We start from the raw sequence: 13,914 nt of genomic DNA, 5'->3' as shown, positions 1-13,914 counted from the left end.
CTTTCTTTTTACAATACAGATTCTTTTTTCTTTAATACAACATCTGTTAAGCAATCAATAAATGCGTCCGATGCATTTGGCATTTCTGGACGATAATATTTCGCGCCAATTTCATCTGTCACAACTTTACACTCAAAGTCGTTGTCATATAAAACTTCTAAATGTTCCGCAACAAATCCAACTGGTGCGTATACGAATGAAGTATAACCGTACTTTTCATTTAGTTCTCTCGTTAAATCTTGTACATCTGGACCAATCCAAGGATCTGGCGTGTTTCCTGCACTTTGCCAACCTACTGCATAGTTTGCTACTTCAGCACCTCTTGCAATATAGTCAGCTGTTTCATTTAATTGGTCTGGATATGGATCGCCAAGTGCGATAATTTTTTCTGGTAAGCTATGTGCAGATACGATTAATACTGCTTTTTCACGCTCTGCTTCTGCCATACCGTTATATATACCTTTCACTGCATCAACCCAGTACTGGATGAATTTCGGTTCTTTATACCAGCTATCAATGCCGTGAATTGTTAAGTTTCCAAGTTTCTCAGCTTCTTCTTGTGCTCGTCCTACATACGATTTCACGCTAAATGTAGAATAGTGCGGCGCAAGAACAAGTGCGATTGCATCTTGTATACCGTCGTTATGCATATCTTTCACTGCATCTTCAATGAACGGTTCGATATGTTTTAAGCCAAGATACATATGGTACTCTACTTCATCTTGTACTTCATTTAAACGCTGTTCTAACTTTTTAGCTTGCTCTAATGTAATAGTAGCTAAAGGAGAAATACCACCAATTGCACGGTAACGCTCTGTTAAATCTTCTAGCATTTCAGGACTTGGCTTTCTTCCTCTGCGAATATGTGTATAGTAACGTTCAATATCTTCTTCTTTATATGGCGTTCCGTATGCCATTACAAGCAAACCAATTTTCTTTTTCATACAGCAATTCTCCTTTACTTCGCTAACTGCCCTTTAGAGTATTCATGAATAAATGTAGTTAAACGTTTTAATGTATCTGGATTTACTTCTGGGAATACACCGTGTCCTAAGTTAAAGATATAACCAGGCTGTTTCATCCCTTGATCTAAAATACCTTTTACATGTTCTTCAATAACAGACCATGGTGCAAGTAAGAATGAAGGGTCCATATTTCCTTGTACCGCCTTATGAACGCCGCGTGCGCGTGCCTCTTCGATCGGTAAGCGCCAATCTAAGCCTACTACATCAAGCGGTAAATCGTGCCATTCATTTACTAAGTGTGCAGCTCCTACGCCGTGCATAATCATCGGTACACCCATCGGACGAACTTCTGCAAAAATACGCTCCATTGCCGGTTTAATAAATACGCGGTAATCTGCTACATTTACTGTTCCAACCCAAGAATCGAAAATTTGAACAGCTTTTGCTCCTGCGTTAATTTGTGCTTTTAAATATGTAATAACCATATCTGCTAGCTTATCCATTAAAGCGAACCAAGCTTTCGGCTCTGCATACATGAACGCTTTCGTATTATGATAATTACGAGATGGACCGCCTTCAATCATATAGCTCGCTAGTGTAAATGGAGCTCCTGAAAAACCGATTAACGGTACGTCTAACATTTCTGTCGTTAATAAACGAATCGTATCTAATATGTACGGTACGTCATCTTCTGGATTGATTTCCCCTAGTTTTTCTACGTCTTGTAAAGAACGGATTGGATTATCAATAACTGGGCCAATACCTGATTTAATTTCTACATCCACACCAATTGCAGGTAGTGGTGACATAATATCTTTATAAAGAATTGCTGCGTCTACGTTATATTGATCAACCGGCAACTTTGTAACGTAAGCACATAACTCTGGATTATGTGTAATTTCAAATAAAGAATACTTTTCTTTTATCTTTCTATATTCCGGCTGCGAACGACCTGCTTGACGCATATACCATGCTGGTACATAATCAGTACGTTCCCCCCTACATGCTTTTAAAAATGTCTCATTTATAGTTCTTACCAAGACCCTTGCTCCCTTCCTTGCCAATGCTTTTGCTCTAAATACGTTCTATTCCGATATTTATCTTTTTTTACTATACAGCTTGTAAAAACAAAATGCATAACATTATGTACGTTGTTCATGAAATTGACACAAACATTCGTAAAACCGCTTACTATTTTCACAACATTCTTATTATAGCACAGAGAAAAACTATGGTTTAGCTACTTTTGACTTTTCCCCTTCGCGATTCGTTTGTGTGTTATATGGTACAACGTAAAAACTCGGTTTTGAAAAGATGTTAACGAACTTTTCCTCATATTCCCCGGCACCATTTACAGTACCTACATGCGTATGGATCCCGTTTTCCACTCTATAGATGCGATACATAATTCTTTCATCTGGAAGTGGTGTCCAGCTTAATTTTGCTTTAAATAAACCGAAAGGGCTAAACGCTAATTTCACTTTCACATCTTCAATCTTGCGCAAACGAATCGGAGCACCGATTGTTTCCACACCTTCTGGTTTCATAAACTGCTCTTTCTGTTCTACTTTTGCCTTCGTTAAAATTTTCTTAAACAATTTCGTTGCTGACGCACTTTCTCCTTGCAACTGATGCTCTTTATCCGTACGGTCATAACCAATCCAAACAGCGCCTACTAAATTTGGCGTATAGCCAACGAACCACATATCTCTAGCTCCATTATCGTCATTTGGTAAGGAAGTTGTACCTGTTTTCCCAGCTAATGCACCGCTATATATGCCTGCTTTCGCTGTCCCTTCCTTCACAACCCCTTCTAACATTTTCGTCATATACCATGCCGTTTGTTTCGAGAAAATTTTCGTTTCTACTTTTGGCGATTCTCCAATGACTGCGCCGTGTCTATTTAACACTTTATCAATCACGTGCGGCTCAATAATAGCGCCATTTGCTAAAAATGCACGATACATTTTCACAAGATCAAATGTTGAAACACCATTTTTCAGCCCGCCAAGTGCTGTACTTAAACCAGCATCGGCAATAGGAACATTTCCTTTCTCTAAATATTGCTTTCCTTCTTCTACCCCTAACTCATTTAATAAAGAAACTGCCGGTACATTTGCTGACTCTAAAATCGCATCATACATCGTCATTTCTTTCGTATATTGACGATTGTAATTTCGAGGTTCATAACCTTCAAAAGAAGTTTTTTCATTCGTTAATAAAGAATACGGATTATATTTTTTCGTTTCGAGTGCTGGTGCATAGACAATAAGTGGTTTTAGCACAGATCCCGGCTGTCTTTTTGCAAAAACACGATTAAAGCCTCTCGGGACATACTTTCTTCCGCCAATCGCCGCTTTAATTCCGCCCGTACGATTATCCATTAATAAAAAAGCACCTTGCGCCCCCTCTTCTTTACCAGGGAAATTCCTCGCATCTTGAAACTGGTTATACGCTACCTTTTGAACTTTTTCATCCATCGGAACGACAAACGTATATCCTCCGCGAAGTACTTCTTGATGAGACAATCCGTATAAACGAGCTGCTTCATCTATAACCATATCAATATACGGCATATATGCGAGTTCATTCTCATCTAAGTTTTTGTAAAGAGCAATGGTCTTTCCTTGATAACGTACGCTCTCTTCGGCAGTCAAATAGCCTTGTTTATGCATCAGTGACAATACGAGATCACGGCGCTCCTTGCTCTTCTCTGGAGAGAAATAAGGTGAATATCCGTTTGGTGACTTCGGAAGACCTGCAAGCATTGCACCTTCTTCTACTGTTAAATCTTCTACATTTTTATTAAAATACAACTTTGCTGCTGCTTGAATACCGTAAGCCCCATGCCCAAAATAAATATGATTCATATACATTTCAAGAATTTGTTGCTTCGTATATTTTTGCTCTAATTGAAGGGAAATTGCGACTTCCTTCAATTTACGCGTAACTGTTTTTTCACGAGTTAAAAAGACGTTTTTCGCTAGTTGCTGCGTAATCGTACTACCGCCCTCTACCTTTTCTCCAGCTAACGTATCTTTATAAAGAGCCCGGAATATAGACGGGTAATCAATTCCTTGATGCTCATAAAAGCGAGAATCTTCCACCGCAATAAATGACTGCTGCACGTATTTTGGAATTTGCTCGATTGGTACGAGGTCTCTATTTTCTACGTATAATTTCGTAATTTCTTTCCCTTTCTGGTCAACGATACGTGATGAAGAGTGGAAAACGAGCTGCTTTTCATCCATCATATAGCCACCAGCTAACACAATAAGTTTATAAAGTACAATCGCTAATACAAGCGTTGCTAATCCACCTAATAAAGTCCACTTTACTTTCTTCATACATCGGCCTTCTTTCCAAATGATGGTACATTTATTATTTGAAAAAGAAGTATCTTTATGTATATAATCTTCGAAGTTTTTTAAGAGAGTTGATATAATAGAAACAAACAATTAAGGGGGCATTAAAATGAAGGCTATTATTTCATACGAAACACCTCTAGAACAAGCACATTTCACTGCAAAAAATAATGAAAAAGATATGTTTTATAAAGAAAATACAGAAGAATCTGTAGAAGGATCACTTAAGTATGACGTATTAGACGCTGTTGGTGAATTTAAAGGACAACCTGGCTACATCGTTTGTAACAACATTTCTGTAACAGACGAAGGTCGCCCAGTATTTGAAAACCGTTTTAAAAACCGCGCAGGCCTTATCGAAAACGAACCAGGATTCCAAGCGATCCGCGTTCTACGCCCATTAAGTAACGATACATATGTCATCTTAACGATGTGGGAAACGGAACAAAACTTTAAAGACTGGACAGAATCACGTTCATTCGAAAATGCTCATAAAAAACGCCCTGCACAAGCAGAAGGACAAACTCAGGCTCAAGCACATCCACATGCAGAACAGCAGAAAAGTATTTTCTCTCGTCCGTCATTTGTGACTACTTTTGATGTGTTAGTTTAAGGGGTTTTTGTACTGTAGTTCCTCCAGAGATGCGGTACATGAAATTACATAAGCGATTTTTGAGATATATCGACTTATCGACAAATCACGACAGAAAAAAGGAAACACCATTACGCACCGGTGTTTCCTTTTTCTTTGTACCAATTATATATACAAAGTGCATCTTCTTTTCGCATATGCTTCACTTCATATCTATGCCCCGCCACTGATACGACAGCTATACATAGCTCGTCTTTCTTTTGAAAATATGATTGATTGTATCCTACTGCTTGAACATGCCTTCTTCGCATGATTCCTGTATATTTGGCAAGGCCGCGGTATACCATGACTAACTGATTGTCTCGTATTATATATCCACCACTTTTATACCGGGCATATGCAAGTAGCGTAAATGCGATAAATAGTGGTATTAAAGTGAATAACGCCATATTTTGCTTAAAATATATACTCGCACCGACGATCGGCACAGCGAGTATGGCACTTGTAATCCAGCCCATTATTACGTAACGACGTAATGCGGCCTTCGTTAAATGAACGATTTCCTCTTCCGTTTCATACGGCAACTGCAAATATGTAAGTAACTGCTGGACATCTTTTTTCTTCATAAAAGGATGTAACATTACTTCATGCCCTGCTGCTTCTATACTTTGAATAACTTCCACTTCGACAGAGCAATAACCGAAAGGCTGGCGAAGAATTCCTTCTTTCACTGTAATTGCTTGAATGCGGTGTAGTTTTAAAACAAACTCTTTCTTATCAAATAACCCTTGCACGATGCGAATTTCATTTCTGTTTCGCTCAATTTTAAAGTTCGCATATTTTAACGCATAACCAGCTGTTGAAATGACCCACGAAACCGCCATTAAAATCGCGGCCATAATGATTAATTCATATACACCGTTATCCATCACATACGCTTCTACTTTATTGATGAGCCATTCTGGAAGAAATTGATTAAACTCTGTGTAAATAAGAAGTAATCCTGAAAACACTAATCCGAATCTACCAGACGTAATGGAAGCTGCTAAAATCTCTTTCATCGTTAACTGATAAATCGTCTTACTTTCTTCTGCCATGGGTACTTCTTCAGTCACAACACTTCTTTCTTTATGTAATAAGGCAATCAGTTCCTTCGCTTCCTCTTCTCTAATGCCAGCTAACATCACTTCTGGATCACTACCGCCGCCCGCTACTTCTATGTTTAACTTCGTAAGCCCAAGTATTTGATAAATGATGTTAGAAGATGTACTAATATTTTGCACACGTTCTTTATTTAAGTAACTTTCTTTCTTTACAAAAACGCCGTGTTTAATATGTAAAATATTATTTTCAACCCAGTACACTTTGAAATACCATTTTATCGCTGAGAAAATTGCCATAATAAATAATACAAATAAAAGAACAAGATGTAAGAGATACCAAGGTTTCACTTGACCATCAGATCGAAATAAAACAAGAAAAATAAAAGGCAACAAAGTCGCAATTCGAATACCTAACAATATCGTGATTGGATGTTGCCTCTTATACATCCTCATCACTCACTTTCGCAAGTTCTCCAATTTGTCTTTTCAGCTGCTCTGCTTCTTCCTTCGTTAAGCCTGGAATACTATGAGAAGTTGCCGCTGTTGAAATATGTAATTCTGCTAAATTATACTTTCTCATAATCGGGCCCTGTTCAATCGTTACGTGCTGCACACGCATCATCGGAATGAGTACGCGTTTTACAACGAACATTCCCTTTTGAATCTCAATCTCTTCTTCATTTAATCTGTAACTATAATAACGTTGACGTAAATTTGGAAACACAAAATAATCAAGCGGGATAAATGTAATAGCTCCTGTTACTAGCAAGCCAAACAACCAGCCCCACCAGTTAAAATTGATCATAAAAAAGAAATACGCAATTACGACTGCTAGTATAACCGCTGCCCCAATTAAAGCGTGGATTCGCCACACTTTCAGCATATTAGAATGAATCTCCCTTTCTAACGGTTGCATTTCATCACTCCAATTATATGAATTTATTAATTATATATTAGTTTGTTTATACATATTTGTAAAATTATCCCGCGTTAACGAGCAGTAAAACTCCCCAAAAATTTCAGCTGGAGCAAAGAAGTTAGGTGGGCGTCGGGCTGCCCGTAAACGTCCGATTGGTGAGGGCTAATAATCAGTGGGGATGAATCCCCCACTGATTAAAGTTTCACTTTATAGTTTTCTACATCGTATCAATCATTTCTTTAAAATTCCCTTCATTAATCGCATACACTTGAAACTGAATGTAATCTATTTCATTCGTATTCGGACGGGCATATGGCAAAATGTTAAATTTAGATGCAGATCTTCCTAACATATCTACAATCATTAGAGAAACGTCAATATATTCGAAATCTACACGGAATACTACTGCTTCTCCCGTAAATTCATAATCTTTAATCGCATCATAAGACTTATTCGCACTAATTAACATTATTTTTAATAGTTGGTTCAAATTTTCTGGTTTAAAATTAATCATATACGCAGCTCCTTTTTTAATAAAACACTATAAAAATAGTGTAATCTTATACTTTCATAGCTTTACACTTCAATTATATAAAAAATAAAGCTAGTTTTTTATAAATTTTTTGATATAATTACTTACGGGAAACGGGAAGATATTTATCTTCCCTTGTGTTTTTATTTGCATCTAGTACTTTTGCTAGATGCCTTTTTTTATGCTAAAAAAGGTACCCTCATATACTTTGAGGATACCTTTGTCATCAATTTAGTGCATTTCAATAATTGTACCGTCTTCGAATACTTTGAATACGCCAGTAAATCCTGATCCGGCTGCGCCTTCTATTTTATATGTTGTACGCACTCTAATTTGATAATATTTCTTTCCATTCTCTACTTGCGTATTCTCTAGCGTGTAATCATAGTCTTCTTTATATTCATTTTTGATATATTCTTTCGCTTTCTCAAAAGTAAATGCATTTTGATTCTTTCCTGTCTCTACTTTTTGGTTCTTTTCTGCTTCTACCTTTTGGTTCTTCTCTGTCTCAGCTTTTTGGTTCTTTTCTGTTACTACCTTCTGATTCTTTTCTGTCTCAGTTTTTTGGTTCTTTTCTGTTGCTACCTTTTGATTTTTTTCTGCCTCAGCTTTTTGAGTCTTTTCTGTTGCTACCTTTTGATTCGTTACTGCATTTGTTTTTTGTGCCTTCGCTGCTGCTTCATTCTTTGCAGTTTTTTCTTCTTCATTCATTTTAGTAACTAATCCTACCGCTTTTTTATTATATTCTTCAAGATTCTTGTTATCTTTTGTTTCTGTAACTAGCTTATTTAATATTTCTTTCGCTTCTGCATAATTTTTCTTACTTATTAACTCTTCACTTTTCGTCAGTTGCTCACTATACTTCTTTTTTTGCTCTAAGATGGCTAGTAATGCTGTTCGTTCTTCCTTCGCTTGTTTTACAAGCGTAGCATTTCCATTCTTCATGTTCTCTACTTTTTCAAATGACTTGATTGATTCTTCTACCTTTGTTTCTTCTTTTAACTTCACTGCTTCAATCATTACTTTTGTTTGTTCTACAAGCATCTTTGCATCTGAATCGTCTTTTTTCTCATCTAGCGCTTTTTCAAATGATGATAATGCATTTTTATATTCTTTATTCGTTAACGCGGTCTTTCCTTCATCCATTGCTTTGTCAAAATTCCCATTACTACATCCAGCTAACATTAAAAACGTAAGTCCAATTACCATTAATAACTTTTTCATTTTTTCTCCTCCTATATATCCCTAAAACAATAACAGCATATGTATAAAAGTCTGTGTAGTAATTAGACTGAAAATAAAGATGTACTTTGTGTGTGGGAAAGGAAGTACATTTCATTTACTATCATTACTTAAAACTCCTAAATAGTTGGTAGTTGGTTTTCTTCTTTTAAAGACAGAAAGGAATTTTAATAATGTGCGTAAAGCTCTCACCAGGCTCTTTACTACACACACTCTTATACACATAGAAAAACTATTTTTAGGTTGCTATTTTTTTAACTTTACATATTATCGGTTGATTGGATACGACCTCAATTCGTAACATACCGAAAGGCAAAAGAAAACAAACCGTAATATAAGTCACGTTTTGTAACTTCACTGTAACACAAATGTAACATAAGGGTTTTGAATATACAATAGTTTTTTTACATTATTTTCCCCTATCTACATTTTAAGGCGCTAATACAGTGCCAAAACGAATTTCATCTCCACCTGCTATTGGACTATCATCCTTTGAATACTTTAGGAAATAGACCTCTTTTCTAAAGTACTCAAATTAATTACATAGATAACTCTTTTTTCACCCAAATATTACGAAGACCTTTAACCTTTTATTTTCACATTATATATATATCCATTTTTAAATATAACAATATTAAAAATAGGACGAAATTTTTCTTCCTTTTTGTTTCTATTTGCATCGAGTTCTTTTGGTGCTACCCCTTATTGAAGAATTAGATTTTACACATCTGATATAGTACGTGAAATTATATAATAGGGGCACTATACCTAAAAAAGAAAATTGTATGTTTAGACATAAAATTGACACCTTTTGATTTGTTCCCTGTAAGTTAAGGAATTAGTTTGTATATTTGAGGAGATGTACGAGACAGGTGTGAATTTAAGGGAATCCAATATTTTCTATTCAAATATGATAGAATAGAAGTATATCCAAAACGGAGGAACAACAAATGAACTCAAACACAAAACAGTTTATTTATGATATCCAGCAAAGAAAAAACAATTATATGGAAAATGTATTAAAGGCAATACAACACCCTAAAAAAGAGCATTCTGAACAGGTCATTCAAAATATAGTAGACAAGATGGATATGATGATCAGTTTAGTTATTACTTACATGGCTATTGAATCAGAATCTATAAAAGAATTAAAAGAGCTTCAGGAAGAAATTATTCATGCCCAAGCATATATTCAAAAACGAAAATTTGAAGAAACACAGAGATAAAACACTGTGTTTTTATTTGGTCTTCTATGACGCCAATCTGTTATAAATCAAATTAAGGGATTGGGTACACTTACCATATTTTGTTCACTAAAGTCATTTCCCTCCAAATAACTCATTCTATAAGACTTCTTTCTAGCTTACATTCTTTCTCTTACTATATGATATAAATCCTATAAATATGCTAGAAGGATAATTCATTATATGAACGAAAATAACATTTTAATAAGTTACGTTTTCTATTCCTAAATTATTTATATACGATTCTTTTTTTACTAGTTAATAGGTAATGATATAGGGATACTTTGCATGTACATCTAGGTTGTTCCTTTCAGGCTATGTATCATTTTAAATACGCCCTTTATTAGAATAGTGCTCATACTTTTTTTGAGATTCTTTCGTAATACGTGCGTTAAGTAAAATTGCTAACAACAAAAACACTCCATATGTTCCCCCTGTCGCTCCTATGATAACCACACTACTACAAACAAGTACAATTAGTAGTAGTAACGAAACTAAATAAATATGTTCATAGTTCTTTGACATCTTCTTGTATTTTATGCGTTCTTTCCTTGCATCCATCTAAATTCCTCCTTTACATTATCCATTTCACTATCAAATAAATCTCGCCCTTAAAAGGGAAAGAATATATCTTTTTAAATAATCAGCTTATTTTTTTATCAACTAATTTATATAACGTAAAAAGAAATCCTACCAATATTAAGCTTTCCACCATGATAATCCCGACCCTCTCCTTCCGTTTTAACTCCAACACATCAGATAAAAGTAGCAAACAAAAAGGATCCTCCCTTCTTTTAAAGGTTGATCCTTTTCTTCATGCATTCAACTATTCTTGATTAATTAGAATAACAGCTGGTCCATCTACACGAATGCCACCAACTTCGATTTTTTCATAAGGCTCAACTGTAATAGAAATGATCCCTTCCCGCTTCTTTAATTCATTACTTAATTCTTTTGTTAACATTTTTTTCATGTGTGTACTCCTTTTTACTGCTTAATTTATTATTGTTATGTAAATGAAGTTAAAAATGGTTTCCTGGTCTGGAAACCATTTTTTTGTAGTTGACCATATGGTGTTACCAGTTCGTTTATCAATTTTACGTAAAGAAGAGATAAACAATTACCTATTCACTGTCTCAGTAGATATAAGGAATTCTTAAAGAGATAGCGGTGAGATCGATTGTTTTTTCTTCTAGAAATAATGACCTAGATAATATATTACCTAAAACAATGAAAGCCCTACCTCTCTTTCATCCTTACGGATCCTTGTCCGTGCCAGTGTGAATCAGGATTGCAAAAATCAAGTGACTATTTAATCGAGTTATTTGATGAAACTTCGAACGTTCGTAAAAGAAATTTAAAAATAAAAATGGATTAGATTGAAGTAATAACAAAAGAGGTTCCTACTCTAAAAGTGAGTTGAAGAAGTTGAATGTCTTTGAAATGATTTACTTTTAATAATCATCATATTCCCGAAAAATTCAGGATATTTTCGGGGGATGTAATACATTATCTATAATGAATCCTAACAGAAACTTTTTATTTGATTTTCAGTGATCCCTTTAATTAATCCTAGTTCACTAATCAAAAATTCATGTGCGTTATCCAACATTGTTTTTTCGCTTGTATTAAGTGCCTTTTCTTTCTTCATACGCATTAAATCACGTACAACTTCAGCACCTTCTTGTATTTCACCCGTTTTTATTTTGTCCGTGTTCACTTTATACCTTTGTTTCCACGTTAATAATCTATCTGATTCTCCATGCTGAAAAATGTGTATAATGTGTTTTAATGCAAGTATATCAGTAACCGGGCGTATACTCGAACTTAATATTTTCCCCATAGGAATCATGACTTTCATATTACTGATTGACATTTTTATAACATAATACTGTTGTTTTTTTCCTGAGAATTCTTTTTCTTCTATGGCTTCAATTATACCTGCTCCGTGCATTGGATAAACAATGTTATCGCCAATTTGAAACATATAATCCACCTCCATATATGGTAACCTTCTTAACCTTAACATATGTGTGTTTTTTTATCAAATATTTTATAATATCATAAAAATATTTTTGTAGTCAACTTATTTTTTGAAAAAAATTAAATTAAGTAAAAAAGACCCCCAAAAAACGATAGGGAGTGTGTCAGATTCCGCATAAAGGGAAGGGAAATTTCCCTGCTTATATTCTGAAATCTCTACATTTTATGTAGGGATTTTTCCAATAGTTTTTTAGCAGAAGCAACTGCATCCGATAATGATTAATAAAATAAATAATACAACTAATAAAGCAAATCCTCCAGCGAAACCGCAGCCTTCGCCGCAACTACCACCATATCCCATAATAATAGTGCACCCTTTAGATCAGAGGGTAAAACTAGGGTTCATTCCATACGTTTAATGGGTTCACTTTACCTTATGTTTTGAAGAATGGATTGAGCAGGTCCTTTTGAAAATAAAGAAAAGACACCCAAAGGTGCCTTTTCCAAAATGCTGGAGATACCCCATGCCCATCAAGCGAAGTTAAAATCATATCCTCAAAATAAAAAAACGCTATGCTTATCGTAAGAAGTTTATGAGAAAGGATGGTGTTTTTAATGAATCCTATTATTTCAAATGAGCTGAATCTTTTCGCACAAGAGCTACAATACTTTTTATCTTCAGTAGTCCTACAAGATATCGCCAAACAAGTTGGCTTTGTACAGCGATCTAGTAAGTATCAAGCGAACGAACTCATTGCCCTTTGCGTATGGATCAGTCAAGAAGTAGCCAGCGCATCACTTACACATTTGTGCAGTCAGTTAGAAGCTTCAACTGGAGTACTGATGAGATCAGAAGGATTTAATCAACGCTTTAATCCAGCAGCTGTCGCATTTCTTCGAGAAGTCTTTACTTCTCTTCTCACACAAAAACTCTGTTCAAATCACTCACTGTATTCACTTCGTTGGCAGATTGAAATTTTGTTTAAAACGTGGAAGTCATTTTTTGAAATTGATGAATGTAAAAACATTAAAAGAGAGCGCCTAGAGTGCCATTTATATGGACAACTAATCGGTATTCTCCTCTGTTCTTCTACGATGTTTCAAATGCGACAGTTTCTGCTTGAAAAAACAAATCAGGAGCTAAGTGAATACAAGGCGATTTATATGATTAAAGATTACTTTCCGTTACTGTTTCAAGCGATAGCCATTGGCACAAAACAACTTTTGAAAATTTTGCATCGTCTTTATCTATTGCTCAAAAAGAACGGTCGTAAATGTCATCGGTATAAAAAAATGACCGTCTTTGATATTCTAGGGATTGTGTATAAAACGACGGTGAAGCATAGACAAACTGCCTAGCGAAAAAATCAGATTTTAATAGGCTTCTTTAGTATGCCTACTTTTCTATCAATTGTTAGTTTTGAACCAAGGATCGTTTCATATCTAGTAAATTACTTGATTAGCTTGATGGGCATGTGCTGCTACCCCTTTTGCTAAATGTTTTTTTATGCCAAATAAAAAAGGTATCCTCCAATACTTTGAGGATACCTTTTTCATTTTTATTATCTCTGCTGTTTTCTACCTAATACGAGCAATCCAAAACTCATCATAATAAGAAGTGCTCCCATATATGGTTCCACAGGCATTTTCTGTCCTGTCTTCGGTAATTCTTTTTCAGGCTTCTCTGGATTCATTGTTCCAGGTTTCTCTGAATCCGTTGTTCCTGGTTTCTCTGAATCCATTGTTCCTGGTTTCTCTGGATCCGTTGTTTCTGGTTTCTCTGAATCCGTTGTTCCTGGTTTCTCTGAATCCATTGTTTCTGGTTTCTCTGGATCCGTTGTTCCTGGTTTCTCTGGATCCGTTGTTCCTGGTTTCTCTGGATCCGTCGTTTCTGGTTTCTCTGGATCCGTCGTTTCTGGTTTCTCTGGATCCGTCGTTTCTGGTTTCTCTGGATCCGTCGTTTCTGGTT

At 35.4% G+C, this 13,914-nt stretch carries 15 protein-coding genes; 3 read left to right on the top strand and 12 right to left on the bottom strand.

Annotated features, from left to right (window positions below; genetic code table 11):
* Nucleotides 1-8 precede the first annotated feature (8 nt).
* The 3 genes from hemH to AC3WTA_RS13040 form a co-directional block, all read right to left on the bottom strand.
* A complete protein-coding gene (gene hemH / locus AC3WTA_RS13050; RefSeq protein ID WP_000726799.1) occupies nucleotides 9-944 on the bottom strand; it encodes a ferrochelatase in 936 nt (311 codons plus the stop codon).
* A gap of 14 nt (nucleotides 945-958) precedes the next feature.
* Nucleotides 959-2,005 carry a uroporphyrinogen decarboxylase gene (gene hemE / locus AC3WTA_RS13045; RefSeq protein ID WP_000252609.1) on the bottom strand — a complete coding sequence of 349 codons (1,047 nt, stop codon included), beginning with the start codon at nucleotides 2,003-2,005 and terminating at the stop codon, nucleotides 959-961.
* A gap of 189 nt (nucleotides 2,006-2,194) precedes the next feature.
* Nucleotides 2,195-4,312, bottom strand: coding sequence for a transglycosylase domain-containing protein (locus AC3WTA_RS13040; RefSeq protein WP_000756272.1), 2,118 nt, complete (start codon nucleotides 4,310-4,312; stop codon nucleotides 2,195-2,197).
* 127 nt (nucleotides 4,313-4,439) lie between these two features.
* On the opposite strand from AC3WTA_RS13040, the gene hmoB reads away from it, so the two are divergent.
* Entirely contained in the window at nucleotides 4,440-4,943 is a 504-nt protein-coding gene (gene hmoB, locus AC3WTA_RS13035) for a heme-degrading monooxygenase HmoB (RefSeq protein WP_000644076.1), read from the top strand.
* Between the two features lie 110 nt (nucleotides 4,944-5,053).
* On the opposite strand, the gene AC3WTA_RS13030 is transcribed toward hmoB, so the two are convergent.
* The 4 genes from AC3WTA_RS13030 to AC3WTA_RS13015 all read right to left on the bottom strand — a co-directional run bounded on the left by AC3WTA_RS13030 (nucleotide 5,054) and on the right by AC3WTA_RS13015 (nucleotide 8,700).
* Nucleotides 5,054-6,472, bottom strand: coding sequence for a PH domain-containing protein (locus AC3WTA_RS13030; protein ID WP_000278139.1), 1,419 nt, complete (start codon nucleotides 6,470-6,472; stop codon nucleotides 5,054-5,056).
* The gene (locus AC3WTA_RS13025) at nucleotides 6,465-6,941 is read right to left on the bottom strand and encodes a PH domain-containing protein (RefSeq protein ID WP_001182715.1); all 477 of its coding nucleotides are present in this window, start codon (nucleotides 6,939-6,941) and stop codon (nucleotides 6,465-6,467) included. Before AC3WTA_RS13025 ends, AC3WTA_RS13030 begins: the two co-directional genes overlap by 8 nt.
* Nucleotides 6,942-7,161: 220 nt before the next feature.
* The gene (locus tag AC3WTA_RS13020; RefSeq protein ID WP_000606808.1) at nucleotides 7,162-7,458 is read right to left on the bottom strand and encodes a hypothetical protein; all 297 of its coding nucleotides are present in this window, start codon (nucleotides 7,456-7,458) and stop codon (nucleotides 7,162-7,164) included.
* 249 nt (nucleotides 7,459-7,707) lie between these two features.
* Nucleotides 7,708-8,700 (bottom strand): hypothetical protein, encoded by a 993-nt coding sequence (locus AC3WTA_RS13015; protein WP_000735169.1) that lies wholly within the window; start codon nucleotides 8,698-8,700, stop codon nucleotides 7,708-7,710.
* A 968-nt stretch (nucleotides 8,701-9,668) separates the two neighbouring features.
* Between AC3WTA_RS13015 and AC3WTA_RS13010 the strand changes: the two genes are divergently transcribed.
* Nucleotides 9,669-9,944 (top strand): hypothetical protein, encoded by a 276-nt coding sequence (locus tag AC3WTA_RS13010; protein WP_001087727.1) that lies wholly within the window; start codon nucleotides 9,669-9,671, stop codon nucleotides 9,942-9,944.
* A gap of 345 nt (nucleotides 9,945-10,289) precedes the next feature.
* On the opposite strand, the gene AC3WTA_RS13005 is transcribed toward AC3WTA_RS13010, so the two are convergent.
* From AC3WTA_RS13005 to AC3WTA_RS12990, 4 genes are all read right to left on the bottom strand, one after another.
* Nucleotides 10,290-10,523 carry a hypothetical protein gene (locus AC3WTA_RS13005; RefSeq protein WP_000340042.1) on the bottom strand — a complete coding sequence of 78 codons (234 nt, stop codon included), beginning with the start codon at nucleotides 10,521-10,523 and terminating at the stop codon, nucleotides 10,290-10,292.
* Between the two features lie 265 nt (nucleotides 10,524-10,788).
* Nucleotides 10,789-10,935, bottom strand: coding sequence for a BC1881 family protein (locus tag AC3WTA_RS13000; protein ID WP_000738547.1), 147 nt, complete (start codon nucleotides 10,933-10,935; stop codon nucleotides 10,789-10,791).
* Nucleotides 10,936-11,487: 552 nt separating this feature from the next.
* Nucleotides 11,488-11,949, bottom strand: a complete 462-nt coding sequence (locus AC3WTA_RS12995; protein ID WP_000486311.1) for a CarD family transcriptional regulator — start codon at nucleotides 11,947-11,949, stop codon at nucleotides 11,488-11,490.
* 246 nt (nucleotides 11,950-12,195) lie between these two features.
* Nucleotides 12,196-12,306 carry a YjcZ family sporulation protein gene (locus AC3WTA_RS12990; RefSeq protein WP_000540371.1) on the bottom strand — a complete coding sequence of 37 codons (111 nt, stop codon included), beginning with the start codon at nucleotides 12,304-12,306 and terminating at the stop codon, nucleotides 12,196-12,198.
* A 254-nt stretch (nucleotides 12,307-12,560) separates the two neighbouring features.
* On the opposite strand from AC3WTA_RS12990, the gene AC3WTA_RS12985 reads away from it, so the two are divergent.
* Entirely contained in the window at nucleotides 12,561-13,304 is a 744-nt protein-coding gene (locus AC3WTA_RS12985) for an IS4 family transposase (RefSeq protein WP_001068148.1), read from the top strand.
* A gap of 203 nt (nucleotides 13,305-13,507) precedes the next feature.
* Here AC3WTA_RS12985 and AC3WTA_RS12980 read toward each other — a convergent pair.
* A partial coding sequence (locus AC3WTA_RS12980) for an LPXTG cell wall anchor domain-containing protein (RefSeq protein ID WP_492332905.1) occupies nucleotides 13,508-13,914 on the bottom strand: 407 nt, incomplete at its 5' end.

The organism is Bacillus sp. EB106-07-01-XG149 (assembly GCF_058791555.1).
This window is presented reverse-complemented; position numbering and strand designations above follow the sequence as displayed.